The sequence below is a fragment of the Streptomyces sp. NBC_01288 genome (assembly GCF_035982055.1).
Taxonomy (GTDB): Bacteria; Actinomycetota; Actinomycetes; order Streptomycetales; family Streptomycetaceae; genus Streptomyces.
In genome coordinates this window covers 7,980,951-8,003,584 of the sequence record NZ_CP108427.1, presented here as the reverse complement: position 1 = coordinate 8,003,584, position 22,634 = coordinate 7,980,951, and the positions used below count along the sequence as shown (strand labels likewise).

Below are 22,634 nucleotides of genomic sequence, written 5' to 3'. Positions count from 1 at the left end.
TGGGCATCGACACCGGCGTATTGACGGATCGTCAGTCGATCCGTGACGAGTGATCGTCAGCCGACCATGTTGTCGGCCATCTCCTCGGTGATGCTGGACTCCGTGCCCGGGATGCCGAGGTCCTGGGCCCGCTTGTCTGCCATCGCCAGCAGTCGGCGGATTCGGCCGGCCACCGCGTCCTTGGTGAGCGGCGGGTCGGCGAGGGCGCCCAGTTCCTCCAGGGAGGCCTGCTTGTGGTCCATGCGCAGGCGGCCTGCCGCCGCGAGGTGCTCGGGGACCTCGTCGGCGAGGATCTCCAGGGCACGCTGTACGCGGGCGCCGGCGGCCACGGCCGCGCGGGCCGAGCGGCGGAGGTTGGCGTCGTCGAAGTTGGCGAGCCGGTTCGCCGTGGCGCGCACCTCGCGGCGCATCCGGCGCTCCTCCCAGGCCAGCACCGACTCGTGCGCGCCGAGCCGGGTGAGCAGGGCGCCGATCGCGTCGCCGTCACGGACGACCACCCGGTCGACCCCGCGCACCTCGCGCGCCTTCGCCGCGATCGACAGCCGGCGCGCGGCGCCGACCAGTGCGAGCGCGGCCTCCGGACCCGGGCAGGTCACCTCCAGGGAGGAGGACCGGCCGGGCTCGGTCAGCGAGCCGTGCGCCAGGAACGCGCCTCTCCAGGCCGCCTCCGCGTCACAGGTGGCCCCCGAGACGACCTGCGGCGGCAGGCCCCGGATGGGGCGTCCGCGGCCGTCCACGAGGCCCGTCTGCCGGGCCAGCTGATCGCCGCCCGCAACCACCCGGACGACGTAACGGGAACCGCGGCGGAGTCCGCCGGGCGCCATCACGATCAGTTCGGAGCTGTGGCCGAAGATCTCCAGGATGTCCCGCTTGAGCCGGCGCGCCGCCATCGCGGTGTCCAGCTCCGCCTCGATCACGATGCGCCCGCTCACCAGGTGGAGGCCTCCGGCGAACCGCAGAATGGCGGAGACCTCCGCCTTCCTGCAGCAGGTCCGGGTGACGGGGAGCCGGGAGATCTCATCCTTCACCGCTGCCGTCATCGCCATGGGCCGATCCTTCCATGCATCCGAAAAATACGGTCGTACGCGGCGGCCAACAGCTCCGGGTCGTGCCTTGGAGTTCCGTCGGTCCGGGCCACCGGCGCCAGCTCGACCGCGGCGTCCAGCCGCTTGGCGGCTTCGGTGAGCGACGCACGATCGGGCACGGCGGCCTCGTCGGCCAGCACCACGTCCAGGGCGAGTTTAGGGGCGTGTCGTCCCAAAACCTCCAAATGACGCTGCGGGGAGAAGCCATCGGTTTCTCCGGGCTGCGGCGCGAGGTTCAGGGAGAGTACCCGGCGCGCCTTCGTCTCGGTGAGCGCGTCGAGCAGTTCCGGCACCAGCAGGTGCGGGATGACGGACGAGAACCAGGAGCCGGGACCGAGCACCACCCAGTCCGCGTCGAGCACGGCGGCGACGGCCTCGGGCACGGCCGGCGGGTCGTGCGGCACGACGTGCACGGACATCACCTCACCGGGGGTGAGGGCGACGGTCGCCTGTCCCCGGACGGTGTCGACGTCGTCGGGCCGCGCCGGATCGTGCCCCTTGACCAGGGCCTGGAGCTCCAGCGGTACGGCGGACATGGGCAGCACGCGCCCGTGCGCGCCGAGCAGCTTGCCGACCAGGTCGAGGGCCTGGACGTGGTCGCCGAGCTGCTCCCACAGGGCGACGATCAGCAGATTGCCGACCGCGTGTTCGTGCAGGTCGCCCTTGGACTGGAAGCGGTGCTGGATGACGCGGGCCCAGGTCTGGCCCCAGTCGTCGTCGCCGCACAGCGCGGCGAGGGCCTTGCGCAGGTCGCCGGGGGGCAGCACGCCCAGTTCGTCGCGCAGGCGTCCGCTGGAGCCGCCGTCGTCGGCCACGGTGACGACGGCGGTGAGGTCGCCGGTGATGCGGCGCAGTGCGGTGAGCGAGGCGGACAGGCCCATGCCGCCGCCGAGGGCGACCACCTTGGGCTGGGTGCCGCGCCGGCGCGGCTTGCCGCCACGGGCCTCCACGGGCCTGGTCGTCCGTCCTTCGGGCACCACGCGGCGCAGCCTGCCCAGCCGTGGGCTACGTCCTGTCATTCCCGTCCCATGTCCCGGTGTACGACCACCGTCTCCACGCCCTCGGCCACGAGCCGCGCGGCGAGCTTCTCCGCCGTGGCGACCGAGCGGTGCTTGCCGCCGGTGCAGCCGATCGCGATCGTCACGTACCGCTTGCCCTCGCGCCGGTAGCCGGCCGCGATGAGCCGCAGCAGCTCGGCGTAGCGGTCGAGGAACTCCTTGGCGCCGGGCTGGTTGAAGACGTACGCCGAGACCTCTTCGTTGAGGCCGTTGAAGGGGCGCAGCTCCGGGATCCAGTGCGGGTTGGGCAGGAAGCGCATGTCGGCGACGAGGTCGGCGTCGACCGGGAGGCCGTACTTGAAGCCGAAGGACATGACGGTGGCCCGCAGTTCGGGCTCCTCCTCGCCGGCGAACTGGGCGTCCATCTTGGCGCGCAGTTCGTGGACGTTGAGGCTGGAGGTGTCGATGACGAGGTCGGCGTCGCCGCGCAGTTCGCGCAGCAGTTCGCGTTCGGCGTCGATGCCGTCGACGATGCGGCCGTCGCCCTGGAGGGGGTGGGGGCGGCGCACCGACTCGAAGCGGCGCACCAGGGCGTCGTCGGAGGACTCCAGGAAGACGATCCGCCGGGTGACCTGCTTGGAGGCCAGGTCGGCGAGGGACTCGCGGAGGTTGTCGAAGAAGCGCCGTCCGCGGACGTCGACGACGACCGCGATCCGTGCCACGTTGCCCTGGGAGCGGGCGCCGAGCTCCACCATGGTGGGGATCAGGGCGGGCGGGAGGTTGTCGACGACGAACCAGCCGAGGTCCTCCAGGCACTTGGCGGCGGTGGACCGCCCGGCTCCGGACATGCCGGAGATGATCACCAGTTCGGGGATGGCCGCTTCGGGCACCCCGGGTGTCGTGCTGTCCGTACTCACCTGTGCTCCGTCGTCCTGGACCTCTTGCTGTGGAGCTTGATCGTCGCCGGTTTCCTTGTGCGTCCGATCTCGGTCCGCTGTGGGCTGCTTCTCTTGTTCGCTCATGTCTCCTGCCCCCGTCGCTCGTCCGGGGCTCCCGCGGGTACGGGCTCCCCTGGGGCACCCGCCGTGGTCCCGGGTGTCCCGTCTTCCATGTCTTCCATGATCTCTCCAGTCGCCGTGTTCACGGCGGGTGCGGCCGGGGCCGCCTGGGCGAGGGCCACCGCGATGGTCTCGGCGGTCTTGCGACCTATGCCCGGAACCTCGCAGATCTGGTCGATTGTCGCGGACCGCAGCTTCTTCACCGAACCGAAGTGCTTGATCAGTGCCTGTTTGCGTGTCTCGCCGAGGCCGGGCACGTCGTCCAGGGGGCTCGCCCGGAACCGCTTGGCACGCTTGGCGCGCTGGTAGGTGATCGCGAAGCGGTGGGCCTCGTCGCGGACGCGCTGGAGGAGGTAGAGGCCCTCGCTGGTGCGGGGCAGGACCACCGGGTCGTCGTCGTCCGGGAGCCAGACCTCCTCCAGGCGCTTGGCGAGGCCGCACACGGCGATGTCGTCGATGCCCAGCTCGTCCAGGGCCCGCTTGGCGGCGGCGACCTGCGGCTGGCCGCCGTCGACCACGACGAGCTGCGGCGGGTAGGCGAACCGCTTGGGGCGGCCCTCGTCGTCCTTCAGGTCGCTCAGCTCGTCGCCGTCCGCCCACTCCCCCGTCTTCTCCTTCTCGGCGAGATAGCGCCGGAAGCGGCGGGTGATCACCTCGTGCATCGAGCGGACGTCGTCCTGGCCCTCGAAGCCCTTGATCTGGAAGCGGCGGTACTCGCTCTTGCGCGACAGCCCGTCCTCGAAGACGACCATGGAGGCCACGACGTCGTCGCCCTGGAGGTGCGAGATGTCGTAGCACTCGATTCTGAGGGGGGCGCTGTCCAGGTCGAGGGCGTCTGAGATCTCCTCCAGGGCGCGTGAGCGGGTGGTGAGGTCGGAGGCGCGCTTGGTCTTGTGGAGGATCAGCGACTGCTGGGCGTTGCGCGCGACGGTCTCCATGAGGGACTTCTTGTCGCCGCGCTGCGGGATGCGCAGCGACACGTTCGCCCCGCGCCGGTCGGTCAGCCACTGCTGGACCGGCTCCACGGGGTCGGGCAGGGCCGGGACGAGGACCTCCTTGGGGACGGAGTCCCCGGTCTCCTCGCCGTAGAGCTGCTGGAGGGCGTGCTCGACGAGGGCCGCGGTGGTGACGTCCTCGACCTTGTCGGTGACCCAGCCGCGCTGGCCGCGCACGCGTCCGCCGCGGACGTGGAAGATCTGGACGGCCGCCTCCAACTCGTCCTCGGCCACGGCGATCAGGTCGGCGTCGGTGGCGTCGGCGAGGACGACCGCGCTCTTCTCCATGGCCTTCTTGAGGGCGTCGATGTCGTCGCGCAGGCGGGCGGCCCGCTCGTACTCCATCTCCTCGGCCGCGTCCGTCATCTGCTTCTCCAGACGGCGGATGTACGTGCCCGTGCGGCCGGCCATGAAGTCGCTGAACTCCTCGGCCAGTTCGCGGTGCTCCTCCTCGGAGACGCGGCCGACGCAAGGGGCGGAGCACTTGCCGATGTAGCCGAGCAGACAGGGGCGGCCGGTGCGCGCGGCGTTCTTGAAGACGCCGGCCGAGCAGGTACGGACGGGGAACACGCGCAGCAGGAGGTCCACGGTGTCGCGGATCGCCCAGGCGTGGCCGTAGGGCCCGAAGTAGCGGACGCCCTTCTTCTTGTGACCGCGCATCACCTGCACGCGCGGGTACTCCTCGTTCATCGTCACCGCGAGGTACGGGTAGCTCTTGTCGTCGCGGTACTTGACGTTGAACCGGGGGTCGTACTCCTTGATCCAGGAGTACTCCAGCTGGAGGGCCTCGACCTCCGTGGACACCACCGTCCACTCCACCGACGCGGCCGTGGTGACCATCGTGCGCGTGCGCGGGTGGAGTCCGGCCAGGTCCTGGAAGTAGTTCGCCAGGCGCTGGCGCAGGCTCTTCGCCTTTCCGACGTAGATCACCCGGCGGTGCTCGTCGCGGAATCTGTAGACCCCGGGCGAGTCCGGGATCTCTCCCGGCCTGGGGCGGTAGCTGGAGGGATCGGCCATGTTTCCCACCCTACTGGCGCGGAGTGACAGCGCGGCGGGGCTGTGGACAACGCCGGACACGCCCGGCGGAACTCCTGCCGGAACGATTGTCGGATGTCCGGCCGGTCCTCCTAGCGGGACTCCAGGAACGTGAGAACGGCCAGGACGCGGCGGTGGTCGTCGGCGGCTTCCGGGAGGCGGAGTTTGCCCAGGATGCTGCGGACGTGTTTCTCGACGGTGCCCTCGGTGACCCACAGCCGGCGGCCGATGCCGGCGTTGGAGCGGCCCTCCGCCATCAGCGCCAGGACCTCGCGCTCGCGGGTGCTGAGGAAGGACAGCGGGTCGTCGCGGCGCTGTGCCGAGAACAGCTCGTGCACGAGGGAGGGGTCGACGACCGAGCCGCCCTTGTGGATGCGGTCGAGGGCCTCGACGAACTCGTCGACGACCGTGATCCGGCTCTTGAGGAGATACCCGACCTTGTGCCCGCCGGCCAGCAGCTCCAGCGCCTCCTCGACCTCGACGAACGCCGACAGCACAAGGATGCCGGTGTCGGGGTGGCGCTCCCGGATCGTGCGGGCCGCCTTCAGGCCCTCGGTGGAGTGGTCGGGCGGCATCCTGATGTCGACGATCGCGAGGTCGGGCCGCTCGGTGTCGACCAGTTCCAGGAGCCGTACGGCGTCGCCGGCCTGGCCCGCCACCTCGTAGCCCAGGCGTTCGCACAGGCTCGCGAGACCCTCCCTGAGCAGGACGTCGTCGTCGGCGAGGACCATCCGTCCCCGCGCGGTCTGCTGCGATGCGTCCATCGTCACGGCTCCCCTTGCCCGACCGGTGCGGTGCGCCACGCACAGACTGCCGGACCGGGTCGGGTACGGCTAGCCGGTAAGGGAATTGGGGGGTGACCGTGAAGACACGGCGCCGCGTCCGGGGGATTCTCGAAGCAGTGCGAATGCAGGCGGACCGGTCACCCGGGCGAGAGGCGACGGGCCCCGGGTCGGAAGGTCGGAAGGGCTGCGGGAGATGCGGCGGACACGGGCGGACAGACGACGGCGGTCGGTCCGTGTCCGCCCGTACGAGGACGGCACACGGTCCTTGAAGGACCTCCTGGACCCGCGCGACCCCGACATCATCCGCGCCAAGCGCCTACAAGCCAGAGCTTCGGAGCACACCTAGAACCGGACGGCTGCCTCTCCGTCCGAGAAGACCGCCCGACGCGTACGCGACGTCACCGAGTCCACGGCTCCCCCGACCTGGACCCCATCGCGTACGCATCGGGCGGTCACCCCTCCGTCCGGGGAAGCGGCAGTCGTACGGTCAGGGTCGTGCCCTCCCCGGGTGGGCTGCCGACGTGCAGCTTGCCGCCGATCGCCTCGACGCGGTCGACGAGTCCGATGAGCCCGGAGCCGTGCCCTGGATCGGCGCCGCCCACTCCGTCGTCGGCGATCGTCACCTCCAGGACGTCGTCCTCGACCCGCGCCGACACCGCCACGAAGCTCGCGCGCGCGTGCTTGACGGCGTTGGTGAGGCACTCGGAGGTCACGTAGTAGACGGCGACCTCGATCCGCTCCGGGAGCCGGCCCGCGGGCAGGCGCAGGTCGAGTTCCACGGGGACGGCGGAGCGGCGGGCGAGTGCGCGCAGGGCCGGGCCCAGGCCGCCCTTGGAGAGGATCGCGGGGTGGATGCCGCGCGCGACCTGCAACAGGTCGGCGAAGGTGTCGTCCAGGCCCTTGGCGATGTGGTCCAGCTGCTCGGCGAGTTCCTCCGGCTGCTCGTCCAGCATCGACTGGGCCATTCTGAGGTCGAGTTGGAGCGAGACGAGGCGCTGTTGGACGCCGTCGTGCAGATCGCGTTCGATACGGCGTCGGGAGGCGTCCCCGGCGGCCACCACGCGTGCGCGTGACGCGGTGAGCTGGTCGCGGCTGTCGGCGTTGGCGAGGGCGGTGGCGACGAGTTCGGTGAAGTCGGCGAGCCGGGACTCGGTGCCCGGGGGCAGCGGTTCGGTTCCGGCGGCCGCTACGACGGCACCCCACAGCCGGTCGTCCACGACGATGGGGGCGCCCACCGAGCGGCCCACGCGCGCGGGGCGGGCGGTGCGCGCCACCTCCGCCGCGGCGGCCGTCTCGGCCTCGGCCGCGGGCCCGCGCGCGGAACCGAGGACGGTGGCGGCCCCGTCGGCGCCGTAGCGCAGGACCGCTGCGGAGCCGCTGCTCAGGACCTTGCCCACCTGGTCGGCGACTTCGGAGAACACCTCGTGCGGTGGCACCCCGCGCGCGACGAGGGTGGCGACCCGGCGCAGCGCGGTCTGTTCGCGGGCGGCGCGGCGGCTCTCGGTGACGTCGCGCGCGGCGGCGTAGATCAGACCGTCCGCGGTGACCGGGCGGGCGCTCCACTGGAGCCAGCGTTCGGTGCCGTCGTCCCGGACGAAGCGGTTCTCGAACTCGGCCAGTTCGAGGCCGCTCGCGAGCCGGTCGAGGACGGCACGCGTGCGTGCCCGGTCCTCCGGGTGCACGAACTCCAGCCAGGGTCTGCCCAGGAGTGCGTCGGCGGAGTGGCCGAGGGTGCGCTCGAAGGCGGGGTTCACGCGCTTGAAGTAGCCGTCGAGTCCCGCGATGCACAGCAGGTCGAGGGAGAGGTGGAAGATGCTCGCCAGTTCCTGCTCGGCCTTGTCGCGCCGCCCGTGCGCGGCGGCGAAGGACGCCATGGTGCCGTTCATGCCGCCGAGCAGTTGCGCCCAGGTCCCCTCGAAGGCGGCGACGTCCGCGCGGTGACCGAGCCGGTTGTCGTCGATGGCCGTGTTCATGGTGTTGATCTCGCCGGCGAGCCGTTCGGTGGTGACCCGAAGTTCGCGGAACGTGTCGGCGACGGCGCCGAGTTCGTCCCGGCCCGCGTACCGGATGTCGTACGACAGGTCCCCCTCGGAGAGCGCGCGGGCGCCCGCCGAGACCTCGCTGAGAGGGCGGGTGATCGACAGCCGCAGGGTCAGCGCGAGGACGGTGACGGCGGCCAGGACGGCCAGCGACACGCTGAGGTCGCGTGCCTCACGCGTGCGTGCGGCGTCGAGATCGTGCGCGGCGTCATCGCCCAGCTCGGCGGCGGCCTGGTGCTGGATGACGCGCAGCGCCTCGATGCGCCGGGTCGACGCGGTCAGCCAACTGGCGTACGTGGGCGAGGAGTTGCGCTGGGCGTGCGAGTCGGCGAGGGTCTCGCGGGTCTGGCGTACGACGAGGCCGGGGTGCTGGAGGAGGACCACGTAGAGCCTGCTCTTGAGGGCGGCGGGCGCGGTCCGGTCGACGTCGTCCAGGAGCGCCTTCTCCAGGGCCGACCAGCGGTCCGTGGCGGTGGCGTGCGGGGCGTCGGGGGTGTCGAAGAGCACGGCCAGTTCGGCGCGTTCGCGTTCGGCGGCCTCGATGGCGTTCAGGAGCGCGATGTGGGTGTCGGCCGCCTGCCCTGAGGTGCGGGTCGGGCGCCCGGACTCCAGAGTGGCGGCCAGTTCCAGGAGGTCGTCCTCGATCGTGTCGTACTGGGCGGCGAGTTGGGGCGCGGTGAGCGAGCCGGTCCCCGACTGGAGCCGCAGGGCGTGCAGTTGGCGGTTCCGCGCGTCGAGCCGGCCCGGGACATCGGGTGGGCCGGTCCAGCCGGCGGCACCCAGGAGCGCCGCGTCCAGGGCGTGATCGGTGGCGCGTTGCGCACCGGAGCGTTCCTTCAGGGTCGCCGCTCCGGGACGCAGCCGGGCCTTAACGGCGGCGATGCGTTCCCCGGCGATGGCGTCGGTCAGCGCGGTGGTCCTGAACGACAGCGCGGTCGCAGCACGGAAGTCCCGCATCGTCTGTGCGTCGTGCCACTGCGAGACGGCGCCGAACACGGTGAACGCCAGCATGCCGGTCACCGGGAGCAGCACCAGGAGCATCAGCTTGCGCCCGACGCGCAGCCGGGCGAGGAAGGGGATCCGGAGGGCGGCACCGGGCCGCGGGCGCCGACGACGGGGGCCGCGCGGGCCGGGGCGGTCCGAGCGCGGACTGCGCAGCTCGGCGAGCGCGGTGGGCGTGGCGAGGTCGGGCTCGGGGCGGAGCCCTGCGAGCACCCTACTGAGCGGGCCCGGGGACAGGGGGCGACGCATGGCGGGCTCTCAGCGGCCGGCGGGTGGGGAGTATCGATGATGGTCGGTCACGTGCCCAGCCTGCCCCCAATCGGCCATGATCGTCAGGGCCTTGGGGAGGACGGGCCCCTCGGAATCGGGCACGTGCACCTAGGACCCACGTCGGGCACGCGCGCGTAGGACCCCTGTCGAGCACACGCGCGTGTAGGACCCATGTCGAGCACGCGCGTGAAGGCGGCCCCGCCAGGCACGCGCCCGTGGAACCCTTGTCGAGCAGGCGCGCGTACGACCCCATCCGGCACCCGCCCGTAGAACCCCGTCGGGCACACGCGCGTGGCGCCCGCTTTCGCTACTTGCTCGGTGGATAGCCGTCGTGCGCCGCGAGGTCCTCGTCGATCTTCCTGGCGGCCTCGTCGAGGGTGGCCTGGACCGGCGCCCGGTTGAAGATGATCTTCGCGAAGGCCCGGGAGAAGGCGTCGGTGATCGCCGGGTAGGCGGGCGTCTGCGGCCTGGGGCGGGCGACTCCGTCCCGGAGTTGCTCGATGAAGAGGTGCTCGGGGCCGCCGGGCGCGTACTGCGGCGAGAGCTTGATGGCGCTCTCGGTGGCCGGGATCGCCCCGTTGGCCACGGTCATCCGGTGCACCTGGGCGGGCCGGAGCAGGAAGGACAGGAAGCGCCAGACGGCGTCACCGTCCGCGTTGCCCGCCGGGACGCCCCACTGGAAGGAGCCCATGCCGGTGACGGTCCCCTGGCCGAAGTCGGGCAGCGGGACGATCGCGACGTCCCCGGGGAAGGCCTTGTTGAATTCCGGATAGGTCCAGTGCCCGCACCAGGAGATCGCGCTGCGGCCGCTGACGAACGCCTTGTCGTCCTTGACCATGTCGATGAGCCCTGCCTTGGCCCAGTTCTGCATGTCGGTGAGCGCCTTGACCGAACCGGGGCCGTTCACATAGCCGTCGGCAGTACGGAAGTTCTTGGGCTCGATCAGGTCGCCGCCCGCCGACCACACGGCGGGCGCGAAGCCGTAGGTGTTCCACTCCTGGCCCGGCTGCGAGTAGACGAGCCGCAGGTCGAGGGGTGCCTTGTAGCCCTGGGTGCGCAACTCGCGCAGGATGCCCGTCAGTTCGGTGGCCGTCCAGGCGTCCTCGGGGCCGGTCGGGATGCGTATCCCGGCCTTCTTCATGACGGACTTGCGCACATACAGGCCCATGCCCGAGTCGAAGGTGCCGATGCCCCACAACCTGCCCGCGTAGGTGCCCTGTTGACGGATCGTCGGCAACAGGTCGGCACGGACGCTCGCGGGCACACAGGAGTCGATCGGCCGGAGCTTGCCCGACCAGGCGTAGCTGTAGAGGTTGGGCCCGTCGAAGTCGAGGAGGTCGGGCAGGTCGCCGCTGGCCGCGGCGGAGAGCACCAGGTCGGTGTAGGCGCGGTTCTCCGGGAGGGTGACCAGCTCGACGCGCACCTGCTTCTGCGCCTTGTTGAAGTCCTTCACCTGGTCCCGCAACGTGGTGAGTTCGCCGCTCGGACCCGCGTGGAACCACACCGTGATGTGCGCGGTGCCGTGGATCTTCCCGTCGCAGGTGGTGTCCTTCGGGGACGCGCTCGCGCTCTTGGCGTCGCTCGCGCCGCCGTCGCACGCGGCCAGCAGCAGGGCCGCGCACACCACCCAGGGAACCAGGGTTCTCCGGATCCGACGGACCCTGCGAACCTGACGAGCGTCGGGCCACGCGCGCGTGGCACTCGTTCCGTTCATAGCACACCCCCACCCGACCGGACGGCATGGTCTCCCCAGGGCGCCGTCATGCTACCGCCCGTCGCATCCCCCTCGCCCTGCGTGCACGAGAACCTTCGGTCGCGGCACGGGAGTTCAGCACTTTCCGGCTAGCTGGAAGGCGCGACCGACCACCGGTTGGCAAGCTGGGCACATGTCGCTGCGCTGTCTCCTCGTCGATGACAGCGCCCGGTTCCTGGAGGCGGCTCGCGCGCTGCTGGAACGTGGCGGCGTGGAAGTCGTCGGCATCGCCTCGACGGGCGCGGACGCCCTCTCCCAGGCCCGGGAAAAGGCCCCCGACGTCGTCCTGGTCGATCTCGACCTCGACGGCGAGAACGGCTTCGACGTCGCGCGCCGGCTGGTGGGCGACGTACCGGCGGTGATCCTCATCTCGACCCACTCCAGGGAGGACTTCCAGGAACTCATCGCCGCCAGTCCCGCACACGGCTTCCTGCACAAGTCGGCCGTGTCCGCGCGGGCGATCAGGGACGTGCTGGGCACCGACGGGCCGCCCGCACCGCCGTGAGACCACCCACCGCGACCGGGCCAAGTCACATATGCCTGATGGGCGACAGGTGTTGTCGGGACTTGGTCAACACGCTTCAATGCGGGGGAACTCGGGGCGTGAACGAGGGCGTACGGATGTGAAGGACCTTTCTCCGGCGCCGACGGGGGCCCCGAAGCAACTCGCGTGAACGGCCTGACCAGCCGTTGTGAACATTCACAGAAAGGGCCCCTGCATGCCGCACGCCACACAGCAGGCGGACGTCGCCACCGCGGAACTGGACTCGGCCCTGCGCGGCGGCCCCTTCCATGTCGCACTGCGCGCCGCCATCGCCGCGCGCGGACTGCCGCTGCAACGCGTCCAGCACCACCTGACGCGCTACGGGGTCAAGGTCGGTGTCACCAGCCTGAGTTACTGGCAGCAGGGCGCCCGCCGCCCGCAGCGCCCCGAGTCGCTGCGCGCCGTACGCGCGTTGGAGGAGATCCTCCAGCTCCCGGAGGAGTCCCTGATCCGGCTGCTCGCCGAGGCCGAGGAACGCGCCGTGGCGCAGCGCCCGGCGGCCCGCTCGTACCGCTCCTTCGTCGAGGCCTCCGGCGTCCTGGAACAGCTGCTGGCCGAGCTGGAGGCCTCGCTCGACAGCGGCCTGCACACCCTGGGGCACCACGAGCGCGTGCGCATCGGGCCGCACCGCGAGCTGGTCGGCCGCGAGTCGCACCACATCGTCCGCGCCCACCGGGACGGCATCGACCGCTTCATAGCCGTGCACTACGGAGACCCGGGCTGCGCCCCGGACCGCATGACCGTGCACGCCCTGGAGAACTGCCGCACGGGCCGCGTCCGCCGCCACCACGAGACCGGCATCCTGGTCGCCGAGCTCCTCTTCGGCACCCGGTTGCGCTCCGGAGATACGTTCCTCTTCCGCTACGGCGTCGAGGACGGCACCGCCGGCGTCTCCCGCGAGTACGTCCGAGACTTCGGTATCGCGGGCGGCCAGTACGCGCTCCAGGTGCGCTTCGACGAGAACGCGCTGCCGGTGCGGTGCCACCGCTTCACCCAGCACTCGGCGGCAGCGCCGCGCAGCGGCCGCCAGGAGCTGCGGCTGGCCGGAGGGCACCACTCGGTGCACCTCGTGGAGCCGCGGATGCGGTCGGGGATCGTGGGGATCGGCTGGGACTGGGAGTGAGCCGCCCCGGTCCGGACGCCCTGAGGCTCAGGCGGCCGGCCCCGCGACGATCTTCCCGTTCTCGGCCGTCACCTTCAGCTCCTGCAAGGGCTCGGTGGCCGGCGCCTGCACCACCCTGCCGGTCATCGCGTCGAACTGGCTGCCATGACACGGGCAGACGAGGGTCGTGCCGTCCAACTTGTTGATGGGGCACTGCGCGTGCGTGCAGATCGTGCTGTACGCCTTGAGGGTGCCGTTCGCCGCCCGGCTGACGACCACGTTCTGATCGCGGTACAGCTTGGCGCTCCCCTTGGCGACCTCGCTCTCCGCGCCCAGCTCCACGGGCGCGGTCGGGGTCGCCGCGGCCCCTGAGCCACCGCCCGAGCAGGCGGCGAGTCCGAGCCCGGCGACAGGCGTGAGGGCCGCTCCGCGCAGGACGGTACGACGGCTCGGGGCGGGGCGGCCGGGCATGGGGGTCTCCAGCTGTTGTTCGGGCTGCTCAAGGGGCACTGCACGGCGACGATACCCGCGCGGTTCCGCCCGCTTTGAGGTGGGTTCACCGGACGGGCGCTCACGGTACGTAAACGTTTGCGCAAGCGTTTACGTCTGGCGGCGGATGGGATACGTTCCCGCCCAGAAGGCCCGCACCATTTCAGGGCCCGCCGCACCTCGGGGAGGGGGATCCGGGATGGCCACCATGGCCGACGTCGCGCGGAGCGCCGGTGTGTCCGTCGCGACCGTCTCGCACGTCCTGAACGACACCCGTCCGGTGCTGCCCGGCACCCGGCAGGCCGTACTGACCGCGATCGAGGAACTGGGCTACACCCCCAACACCCTCGCCCGTTCCCTGGTCACGTCCCGCACCCGCTCCATCGGCCTCGCGGTGTCGGCGATCAGCAACCCGTACTTCACGGAGATCCTCCAGGGCGTCGAGGCCGGAGCCCTGGAACAGGGCTACAGCCTGCTCATCGCCGACCCGCACGACGACCCGGAGCACGAGCGCACGGTCGTCCAACTCCTGCACGAGCGCCGGGTGGACGGCATGATCGTCGCGCCGTCGGCGGCCCCGGACGCCCTGGTCGCCTACCTCGGCCGGCACTCCGTACCGACGGTGTTCCTGGACCGGGTGGTCGAGGCGCCCTCGGCCGACGCGCCGCCCGTCGACCAGGTGTGCGCCGAGAACGTCGAACCGACGGCCCACCTCGTCACCCACCTCGCCGGACTCGGCCACCGCCGTATCGGTCTCGTCGCGGGCCTGCCCGGGCTGAGCACCACCCGTGAGCGGATCACCGGATACCGCCACGGCCTCGCCGCCGCCGGACTCCCTTACGACGAGCGGCTGTTGACGCACGGCGACTCCGAGTCGGCCGCCGCCGCGCGGGCCACCGAGAAGCTGCTGTCCCTCACCGCCCCGCCCACGGCCCTGGTCACCGCCAACAACGCGATGACCATCGGCGCCCTGCGCGCCCTGCGCGCACGCGGTCTGTCCGTCCCCGGCGACCTCGCACTGTGCTGCTTCGACGACTTCACCTGGGCCGACCTGTTCGAGCCCCGGCTCACCGCGATCGCCCAGCCCAGCAAGGAGATCGGCGCCCAGGCCGTACGGCTGCTGCTGGACCGGCTCGCCGCGCCGGACCGACCGGCCCAAGTCCTGCGGCTCCCCTGCGCCTTCGTCCACCGCACGTCCTGCGGCTGTCCCAACCAGCCCGCCCCGTCCGAACAGTCCCAGAAGGGAAACATCTCGTGATCGTCGTAGCCGGTGAGGCCCTGATCGACCTGGTGCCGCAGGGCACGGGAGCCCTCGCCGCCCTGAAGCCGGCGCTCGGCGGCGGCCCGTACAACACCGCCGTCGCCCTCGGCCGCCTCGGCTCCCCCACCGCCTTCTGCTCCCGCGTCTCCGACGACGCGTTCGGCGAGGCCCTCCTCGCCGGGCTGCGGCAGGCCGACGTGGACGTCCTGGACGTACAGCGCGGCCACGAGCCGACCACCCTCGCGGTCGCCACGCTCGACGCGCACGGCTCGGCCACGTACTCCTTCTACGTCGACGGCACCGCCGACCGGCTCTTCGAGGTGCCCGCGGCGCTGCCCGCCGAGACCGAGGCGGTGTCCTTCGGCACCTGTTCGCTCGTCCTGGAACCGGGCGCGAGTGCCTACGAGGAGCTGATGCGGACCGCGTTCGCGCAGGGCGTGTTCACTCTGCTCGACCCGAACATCCGGGCGGGTCTGATCCCCGACGCGGACGCCTACCGGGCGCGCTTCAAGAGCTGGCTGCCGTACGTGTCGCTCCTCAAGCTCTCCGAGGAGGACGCGCTGTGGCTGGGCGGCACCCCGCGCGAGTGGCTGGACGCCGGCCCCTCGGCGGTCGTGATCACCCATGGTGGCGACGGCCTCGCCGCGTACACCCAGGACGGCACGGTGTACCCGATTCCGGGCGAGAAGGTCGACGTCGTGGACACGATCGGCGCCGGCGACACCGTCAACGCGGCCCTGCTGCACGGCCTGTCCACGCGCAACGCGCTGTCCGCGGAGGGGATGGCCGTCCTGGGCCGCGACGGCTGGACCCAGTTGCTGCGGCTCGCGGCGCGGGCGGCGGCGATCACGTGCTCACGGGCGGGCGCGGAACCGCCGTACGCCTCCGAACTGGGCGATCTGTAGCGGGTGTTGAGCGGTGGCGGGCTGTGCGCGCCGCCAAGTGCGGCGCCCCGCGGGGGAGTTCCCGCGGGGCGCCGCATTCATGTTCCTGCCGTGTGCCGGTCAGGCCTTGCGGGCCCGCGTGGTCTTCTTCGCGGGCGTGGCCTTCTTGGCGGGCACGGACTTCTTCGCCGCGACCGCCGCGGTCTTCTTGGCGGCCGTCTTGCGCGGGGCCTTCACCGGGGCGCCGTCGCTGATCCGGTCGGCGTCGAGGATCTCGCGCAGGAACTTGCCGGTGTGGCTGGCTCCTACGGCGGCGACCTGCTCCGGGGTGCCCTCGGCGATGACGAGACCGCCTCCCGCGCCGCCTTCGGGGCCCATGTCGACGACCCAGTCGGCGACCTTGATCACGTCGAGGTTGTGCTCGATGACGATGACCGTGTTGCCCTTGTCGACCAGTCCGCCGAGCACCGTGAGGAGCTTGCTGATGTCCTCGAAGTGCAGGCCGGTGGTCGGCTCGTCCAGGACGTAGACCGTACGGCCGGTGGAGCGGCGCTGGAGCTCGCTGGCGAGCTTGACGCGCTGGGCCTCACCGCCGGACAGGGTGGTCGCGGACTGGCCGAGCCGGACGTAGCCGAGGCCGACGTCCTTGAGGGTGTTGAGGTGGCGGGCGATCCCGGGGACCGCCTCGAAGAACTCCGTGGCCTCCTCGATCGGCATGTTCAGGACGTCGGCGATGGACTTGCCCTTGTAGTGGACGTCCAGCGTCTCCCGGTTGTAGCGGGCGCCGTGGCACACCTCGCAGGGGACGTAGACGTCCGGCAGGAAGTTCATCTCGATCTTGATGGTGCCGTCGCCCGCGCAGTTCTCGCAGCGGCCGCCCTTGACGTTGAAGGAGAAGCGGCCGGGCAGATAGCCCCGCACCTTCGCCTCGGTCGTCTCCGCGAACAGCTTGCGGACGTGGTCGAAGACTCCGGTGTACGTCGCCGGGTTGGACCGGGGGGTGCGGCCGATGGGCGACTGGTCGACGTGCACGACCTTGTCGACGAGGTCGTCGCCGTCCACGCGCGTGTGCCGCCCCGGCACGCTCCTCGCGCCGTTCAACTCCCGGGCCAGGTGTGTGTAGAGGATGTCGTTGACCAGGGTCGACTTGCCGGAGCCGGAGACGCCGGTGACCGCGGTGAACACGCCCAGGGGGAACGAGACGTCGATGTCCTGGAGGTTGTTCTCCCGGGCGCCGTGCACCGTGAGCCGGCGGGAGGGGTCGAGCGGGCGCCGGACGTCGGGCAGCGGGATGGCCTTCTTGCCGGACAGGTACTGCCCGGTCATCGACTCCTCGTTGGCGAGCAGCTCCTTCAGGGAGCCGCTGTGCACGACGTTGCCGCCGTGCTCGCCCGCGCCGGGGCCGATGTCGACGATCCAGTCGGCGACCTTGATGGTGTCCTCGTCGTGCTCGACGACGATGAGCGTGTTGCCCATGTCGCGCAGCCGGACCAGGGTCTCGATCAGCCGGTGGTTGTCGCGCTGGTGCAGGCCGATGGACGGCTCGTCGAGGACGTACAGGACGCCGACGAGTCCGGAGCCGATCTGGGTGGCCAGGCGGATGCGCTGGGCCTCGCCGCCGGAGAGGGTGCCGGCCGCGCGGTTCAGCGAGAGGTAGTCGAGGCCGACGTCGACCAGGAAGCGCAGCCTCTCGTTGCACTCCTTCAGCACGCGCTCGGCGATCTTCTTGTCGCGGGCGTCGAGCTTCATGCCGCCCAGGAACTCCGCGCAGTCGCTGATGGACATGCCGGAGATCTCGGCGATCGACTTGTCCATGATCGTGACCGCGAGGACGACGGGCTTCAGGCGCGTGCCGTGGCAGGTGGGGCAGGGCACCTCGCGCATGTAGCCCTCGAAGCGCTCCCTGCTGGCGTCGCTCTCGGCCTCGCCGTGCCGCCGCTTCACGAAGGGGACGGCGCCTTCGAAGGGCGTCGTGTAGACGCGCTCGCGTCCGTACCTGTTCCGGTACCGGACCTCGATCTGCGTCTTGTGGCCGTAGAGCAGGGCCTTCTTGGCGCGCTGCGGGAGGCCCGCGAAGGGAATGTCGGTGCGGAAGCCCAGCGCGTCCGCGAGGGCGCCGATGAGGCGGCTGAAGTAGTCCTTGGTGTGGCCGTGCGACCACGGGTGGATGGCGCCCTCGTCCAGGGACTTGTCCTCGTCCGGGACGATCAGCTCGGCGTCGACCTCCATGCGCGTGCCGATGCCGGAGCACTCGGGGCAGGCGCCGAAGGGCGAGTTGAAGGAGAAGGAGCGGGGCTCCAGCTCCTCGAAGGACAGGTCGTCGTACGGGCAGTACAGGTGCTCCGAGAACATGCGCTCGCGCTCGGGGTCGTCCTCGGGGAGGTCGACGAAGTCGAGCACGATCATGCCGCCGGACAGCCCGAGGGCGGTCTCCACGGAGTCGGTGAGGCGACGCTTGGCGGAGTCCTTCACCGTGAGGCGGTCGATGACCACCTCGATGGTGTGCTTCTCCTGCTTCTTCAGGACGGGCGGCTCGGAGAGCTGGATGGTCTCGCCGTCCACGCGCGCGCGGCTGTAGCCCTTGGTCTGGAGGTCGGCGAACAGGTCGACGAACTCGCCCTTGCGCTCGCGCACCAGCGGCGACAGGACCTGGAAGCGGCTTCCCTCGGGCAGCGCCAGGACCTTGTCGACGACGGCCTGCGGCGACTGGCGCGAGATGGGCCGGCCGCACTCGGGGCAGTGCGGCTTGCCGATGCGCGCGAAGAGCAGGCGCAGGTAGTCGTAGACCTCGGTGATGGTGCCGACCGTCGAGCGCGGGTTGCGCGAGGTCGACTTCTGGTCGATGGAGACGGCCGGGGAGAGACCTTCGATGAAGTCGACGTCCGGCTTGTCCATCTGGCCGAGGAACTGGCGGGCGTACGAGGAGAGCGATTCCACGTAGCGCCGCTGGCCCTCGGCGAAGATCGTGTCGAAGGCCAGGGAGGACTTGCCCGACCCGGACAGGCCCGTGAAAACGATGAGCGAGTCGCGTGGAAGGTCGAGCGAGACATTCTTCAGATTGTGCTCGCGCGCGCCACGGACGATGAGACGGTCGGCCACGCCGGTCCGCACCTTTCTTGAGAGAAGTGACAGGGGCGGGGCCCCCGTCGTTCTCAGACTAGGGGGAGCCACTGACAACGCCGGTCGGAATCCCGGCCGAGGCATAACAACCTCCGGCCTTCCAGCATGCCCGACGCCGCACCCGACGATATAGCACGTGCATTCGATTTACGGCACTGCTTCACCACCTTCACCCAAAGGTGTGGCGGGACTAGGGTCAGCAGCATGATTGATCACGCTCATGACCTGGCCTCTGTACGTGATGCGACCGAGCGAGTGCTCACCGCTGCCGCCGGACTGGACAACGCTTCCGTGGCCGAGCCGTCACGGCTTCCCGGCTGGAGCCGCGGCCACGTCCTCGCCCACCTCGCCCGGAACGCGGACGCCCTCGTGAACGTCCTGGAGGGGCGCCCCATGTACGCGACGGCGAGCGTGCGCGACGCCGACATCGAGCACGACGCCCCTCGCCCCCTGGACGTCCAGCTCACCGACGTGCGCGAGAGCGGGGCCCGTTTCCAGGACGCGGGTGCCGCTCCCGCGGACTGGTCGCGCACCGTGGAGCTGCGCAACGGGGTCGTCGACTCCGCGTCCCAGATCCCGTTCCGGCGCTGGGCCGAGGTCGAGCTGCACCACGTGGACCTGGGCATCGGGTACGAGCTGGAGGACCTCCCGGAGGAGTTCACCCAGCGGGAGATCTCCTTCCTGGTCGAGCGGTTCGACGGGCACCCGGACGTACCGTCGACCCACCTCACCGACGGCACGCACGCGTGGAGCACGGGCCGGGCCTCCGAGAAGCCCGAAGTCACCGTCACCGGAAGCCCGGCGGATCTCCTCGGCTGGCTCAGCGGGCGCCGTGACGGATCCGGCCTGACGGTCGACGGGGGCTCCTTGCCGACGCTGCCGCCGCTATAGGCCCACGGCCCGGCCGTAGAGCCTCCGGTGCCACTCGTTGGCGTCGGGTGCGGGTTCGACGGCGAGCACGGGGTTCGGGCCGGTCTCGATGAGGTGGAGGAGCGTCCAGGCGACGCCGTAGCAGTCGTCCGGGCCGAAGCAGGAGACGAGTGCCAGGGCTTCCTCTCCGGTGACCGGCTTCGAGATCGCGTGGAGCTGTTGGACCCGTCTGTCGATCTCCTCTTCGCTCGCGTCCCAGTCGGGTAGCGGGCCGTCTGCGACGAACGTGCGCACTTCGGGTCTCATGGGTGGATGATCGGCTTCCGTCGCCACGGCGAGCAAAGGATCCCGGTCCCGCACCCGAACGCCCGGAGGACGCCAGTCCCTCCGGAACGCCCTTAAAGACGCACTAGGCTGACCGCCATGACGTACAGCGGCGAGGTCACGGTCGGTGGACCGGCGGATGTGCACGAGCTCACGGACCTGATGATCACGAAGATCGCGGTCGGGCCCATGAACAACAACGCCTATCTGCTGCGCTGCCGGGCCACGGACGAGCAGTTGCTGATCGACGCGGCCAACGACGCGGAGACCCTGCTCGGCACGATCGGTGACGACGGCATCGCGTCCGTCGTCACCACCCACCAGCACGGCGACCACTGGCAGGCGCTCGCCGAGGTCGTGACGGCCACGCGCCCGCGTACGCACGCGGGCCGCGAGGACGCCGACGGTATCCCGGTGCCGACCGACGTCCTGGTCGACGACGGCGACACCATCCGGGTGGGCCAGGTCGAGCTGACCGCGCGTCACCTCGTGGGCCATACGCCGGGTTCGATCGCGCTCGTCTACGACGACCCGCACGGGCACCCTCATGTGTTCACCGGGGACTGCCTGTTCCCGGGTGGGCCTGGCCGGACAACACAACCGGAGGACTTTCAAAGCCTGATGAGTGGGCTTGAGGAGAAGGTGTTCACCCTGCCAGATGAGACCTGGATCTACCCCGGGCACGGCAACGACAGCACCCTCGGGGCGGAACGCCCGCACATTCAGGAGTGGTGGGCTCGGGGCTGGTAGTCGCAGGCAATGAGAACTCAGATCGTCACGGCCGTAGTAGGCGTCGTTGGCACTGGCCTCGGCGCCTCCTTGACGCTGATAGGTACGACCTGGCAAGCCCGAACAGCAGCGCGCAGCAAGCGCCAGGAGCTGGATCAGTCGAAGGAACAAGCCCGCACGCAGTTGTACGTCGATCACGTGGGCAGGCGCCTGGAAAACCGTCGAGCGACGTACATCGCCTTCATGCAGGCGGTGTCGACACTGGTCCAGGCGACGCGAGACGACAGAGTTGACGGAGCTCGGTTGACCGGCCAAATCGTCCAACACCTCGCGGAGATGGCCGAAGCCGCTGGCGAGATCGATACGGCCCGCAACACGGTGATGATCGACGGGCCGCAGGCAGTCGCCGGCCAGGCCGCGGAGCTGTGCCGTATCCCGTACAGACTGGCGAGTGCCGTGTCGGCGATCTACGACGAGTCCTTGGACGACGACGGCAGGCAGCAGGCGTTGCAGGCGGCCGTCGACATTCGTGTCAATCTCGTCCGGGAGCTGACGCTGTTCTCGGTGATGGCGTCTGCGGCATTGAATCTGGACGGGGTCGGCAATCACCTCGACAGTTTTCAGACGCCCGGCGCTGCGCCCTCTGCTACATAGGCCAGGGCGGGCGCGTAGGGCAGACGCGGCCCATACTCAGGGATCTGTTCGAGGGTGACCCAGGCGACGGCGGAGAACTTCCGCAGAGAGGCCGCGCCGGTTTCGCCTCGGAGGACCCTGCAAGCCACGTAGGCGATGCGTCGGCTCCGGGCAGACGAGGGCCTGGTCGATGTGGAGGCCGGGTGCCTTGAGCGTCCACATCTTCACGTAGCCGCGCAGCTCGCGCAGTTGGACACGGATGGTCTTCTTCTCGTCGCTGGTCAACATCACGAGGCACTTCTCCTTCGGGTTGGCCGGCCGCCGGTCGACTGCCGGAGTTTCTGCGGTCACCGGGTGGACAGCGCAAACAACTGGTGGCACTTCACCTACGGTCTCTCTGTGACCAGGCAAAACACCGCGTCGCCACCTGTTCACCGGCGCCGCGCCAGTGACAGAACGCTGCGCTTGCCGAATACCTCCTCCATGCTGGTCAGGCGGCATGTTGACACTCGTGGAGGGTGCCGCCGAGTCGCGCTCGCCGTCGTATGTCCAGGTGGGCGATCCGGTCCGGGTCCTCGATCGGAGCGGGCAGCGAGTGGAGGGGGCGGGCATTCGCAAGACCCTGGTGCGGCCGGTGCTCGTTATAGAACGTCTCGAACTCGCGCAGGGCGCGCAGGAGATGGCGCTGGTTCCGGATCAACGTACGATCTGGCAGCTCTCGCCTGCACGTCTGCACCCACCGCTCCATGATCGAGTTCATGCGCGGCATCCGGACGCCGCTGAGCACCACCTCGATACCCGCGTCCTTGAGCACCTCGTCGAACGGCCGTGGGAACTTCCCGTCCCGATCCCTGATCAGACAGCGAGCCCGGCAGTCGGCGTCCTTGAGGTCCATGACGAGATTCTCCGCAGCCTGGACCACCCAGGACGCGGTCGGGTGCGCGGTCGTGCCCAGGATCCGGATCCGGCGGCTCGCGTGCTCGATCACGGCGAACACGTACAAGCGGGCCCCGGACGGGGTGACGGCCTCGAAGAAATCGCACGCCAGGAGCGCGTCGGCCTGGGAGCGCAGGAAGTCCGCCCACGTGCTGGAGGCCCGCCCGGGCGCCGGGTCGGCGTCGGCCTCCTTCAAGATTTCCCAGACCGTTGATGCTGCCACCTTCACCCCGAGTACGAGCAGCTCACCGTGCAGGCGCCGATAGCCCAACTTGGATTTCCCTGGCCAGGCGCAGCACCAGCGCCCGGGTCGAGTGCACGGTGCGGGGCCGGCCTCCGCGCTTCGGCCGGGACTGGGAAGCGTGTCGGCGGGCGATGACGTCGCGGTGCCGGCGCAGTACCGAGTCCGGCCGCACCAGCAGCCGCATCCGCGCAGCACTTCCCGTGGCAGGCCATGGAGGAGCGACGCCAAAAACGCCCGGTCGCTCGCGTGGAACCGGACCTGCTGCCCGTTCAGCTGCCGTTCCAGAACGCCGATCCGGTGGCGCAGAGCGAGGATCTCGACATCTTTCTCCCGGTCGCTCATCGGCAGCAGTCGCAGCCTCGCGAACGCGCTCGTCACACCCAGGTACGCCAGTCTCAGCAGCACGACCGATCATCATGCCGCGCCAACCGGCGCCGCGCGATACCGGCGACTCGATCGGCCTCGGCCAACGCCCAAA

The 22,634-nt window shown here is 70.6% G+C and carries 17 protein-coding genes and 1 pseudogene; 7 read left to right on the top strand and 11 right to left on the bottom strand.

What is annotated here, in order from left to right:
* Positions 1–56: 56 nt before the first annotated feature.
* The 7 genes from whiA to OG194_RS35905 form a co-directional block, all read right to left on the bottom strand.
* Positions 57–1,046 (bottom strand): DNA-binding protein WhiA, encoded by a 990-nt coding sequence (whiA, locus tag OG194_RS35935; RefSeq protein WP_019067568.1) that lies wholly within the window; start codon positions 1,044–1,046, stop codon positions 57–59.
* On the bottom strand, positions 1,037–2,104 hold the full coding sequence (locus OG194_RS35930; RefSeq protein WP_026150944.1) for a gluconeogenesis factor YvcK family protein: 1,068 nt from the start codon (positions 2,102–2,104) through the stop codon (positions 1,037–1,039). The genes whiA and OG194_RS35930 overlap by 10 nt, the downstream gene beginning before the upstream one ends.
* On the bottom strand, positions 2,101–3,105 hold the full coding sequence (rapZ, locus tag OG194_RS35925; RefSeq protein ID WP_327404927.1) for an RNase adapter RapZ: 1,005 nt from the start codon (positions 3,103–3,105) through the stop codon (positions 2,101–2,103). Before rapZ ends, OG194_RS35930 begins: the two co-directional genes overlap by 4 nt.
* Complete coding sequence (gene uvrC / locus OG194_RS35920) at positions 3,102–5,153, bottom strand: excinuclease ABC subunit UvrC (RefSeq protein ID WP_327404926.1); 2,052 nt, start codon at positions 5,151–5,153, stop codon at positions 3,102–3,104. The genes rapZ and uvrC overlap by 4 nt, the downstream gene beginning before the upstream one ends.
* A gap of 110 nt (positions 5,154–5,263) precedes the next feature.
* Positions 5,264–5,935 (bottom strand): response regulator transcription factor, encoded by a 672-nt coding sequence (locus OG194_RS35915; protein ID WP_327404925.1) that lies wholly within the window; start codon positions 5,933–5,935, stop codon positions 5,264–5,266.
* A gap of 473 nt (positions 5,936–6,408) precedes the next feature.
* Positions 6,409–9,036: a PAS domain S-box protein gene (locus OG194_RS35910; RefSeq protein ID WP_327407326.1), complete on the bottom strand. Its 2,628-nt coding sequence runs from the start codon at positions 9,034–9,036 to the stop codon at positions 6,409–6,411.
* A gap of 538 nt (positions 9,037–9,574) precedes the next feature.
* Positions 9,575–10,981 (bottom strand): ABC transporter substrate-binding protein, encoded by a 1,407-nt coding sequence (locus OG194_RS35905; RefSeq protein ID WP_327404924.1) that lies wholly within the window; start codon positions 10,979–10,981, stop codon positions 9,575–9,577.
* 172 nt (positions 10,982–11,153) lie between these two features.
* On the opposite strand from OG194_RS35905, the gene OG194_RS35900 reads away from it, so the two are divergent.
* The gene (locus OG194_RS35900) at positions 11,154–11,525 is read left to right on the top strand and encodes a response regulator (protein WP_327404923.1); all 372 of its coding nucleotides are present in this window, start codon (positions 11,154–11,156) and stop codon (positions 11,523–11,525) included.
* A 214-nt stretch (positions 11,526–11,739) separates the two neighbouring features.
* On the top strand, positions 11,740–12,687 hold the full coding sequence (locus OG194_RS35895) for a hypothetical protein (RefSeq protein WP_327404922.1): 948 nt from the start codon (positions 11,740–11,742) through the stop codon (positions 12,685–12,687).
* A gap of 27 nt (positions 12,688–12,714) precedes the next feature.
* Here OG194_RS35895 and OG194_RS35890 read toward each other — a convergent pair whose 3' ends face one another.
* Positions 12,715–13,137 (bottom strand): Rieske (2Fe-2S) protein, encoded by a 423-nt coding sequence (locus tag OG194_RS35890; protein WP_327407325.1) that lies wholly within the window; start codon positions 13,135–13,137, stop codon positions 12,715–12,717.
* 217 nt (positions 13,138–13,354) lie between these two features.
* On the opposite strand from OG194_RS35890, the gene OG194_RS35885 reads away from it, so the two are divergent.
* Both OG194_RS35885 and OG194_RS35880 read left to right on the top strand, forming a co-directional pair.
* Positions 13,355–14,413, top strand: a complete 1,059-nt coding sequence (locus tag OG194_RS35885; RefSeq protein ID WP_327404921.1) for a LacI family DNA-binding transcriptional regulator — start codon at positions 13,355–13,357, stop codon at positions 14,411–14,413.
* Complete coding sequence (locus tag OG194_RS35880; protein WP_327404920.1) at positions 14,410–15,321, top strand: carbohydrate kinase family protein; 912 nt, start codon at positions 14,410–14,412, stop codon at positions 15,319–15,321. Before OG194_RS35885 ends, OG194_RS35880 begins: the two co-directional genes overlap by 4 nt.
* A 99-nt stretch (positions 15,322–15,420) precedes the next feature.
* On the opposite strand, the gene uvrA is transcribed toward OG194_RS35880, so the two are convergent.
* Positions 15,421–18,399 (bottom strand): excinuclease ABC subunit UvrA, encoded by a 2,979-nt coding sequence (uvrA, locus tag OG194_RS35875; RefSeq protein WP_327404919.1) that lies wholly within the window; start codon positions 18,397–18,399, stop codon positions 15,421–15,423.
* A 225-nt stretch (positions 18,400–18,624) separates the two neighbouring features.
* On the opposite strand from uvrA, the gene OG194_RS35870 reads away from it, so the two are divergent.
* Positions 18,625–19,311 (top strand): maleylpyruvate isomerase family mycothiol-dependent enzyme, encoded by a 687-nt coding sequence (locus OG194_RS35870; RefSeq protein ID WP_327404918.1) that lies wholly within the window; start codon positions 18,625–18,627, stop codon positions 19,309–19,311.
* Here the strand turns inward: OG194_RS35870 and OG194_RS35865 are convergent.
* A complete protein-coding gene (locus OG194_RS35865) occupies positions 19,306–19,596 on the bottom strand; it encodes a hypothetical protein (protein WP_327404917.1) in 291 nt (96 codons plus the stop codon). The two genes, OG194_RS35870 and OG194_RS35865, sit on opposite strands and share 6 nt — an antisense overlap.
* Before the next feature lie 117 nt (positions 19,597–19,713).
* Between OG194_RS35865 and OG194_RS35860 the strand changes: the two genes are divergently transcribed.
* Positions 19,714–20,364 (top strand): MBL fold metallo-hydrolase, encoded by a 651-nt coding sequence (locus OG194_RS35860; protein WP_327404916.1) that lies wholly within the window; start codon positions 19,714–19,716, stop codon positions 20,362–20,364.
* Positions 20,365–20,373: 9 nt separating this feature from the next.
* A complete protein-coding gene (locus tag OG194_RS35855) occupies positions 20,374–20,997 on the top strand; it encodes a hypothetical protein (RefSeq protein WP_327404915.1) in 624 nt (207 codons plus the stop codon).
* A 469-nt stretch (positions 20,998–21,466) separates the two neighbouring features.
* Here OG194_RS35855 and OG194_RS35850 read toward each other — a convergent pair.
* A pseudogene (locus tag OG194_RS35850) lies at positions 21,467–22,561 on the bottom strand (integrase core domain-containing protein).
* Between the last annotated feature and the right edge of the window lie 73 nt (positions 22,562–22,634).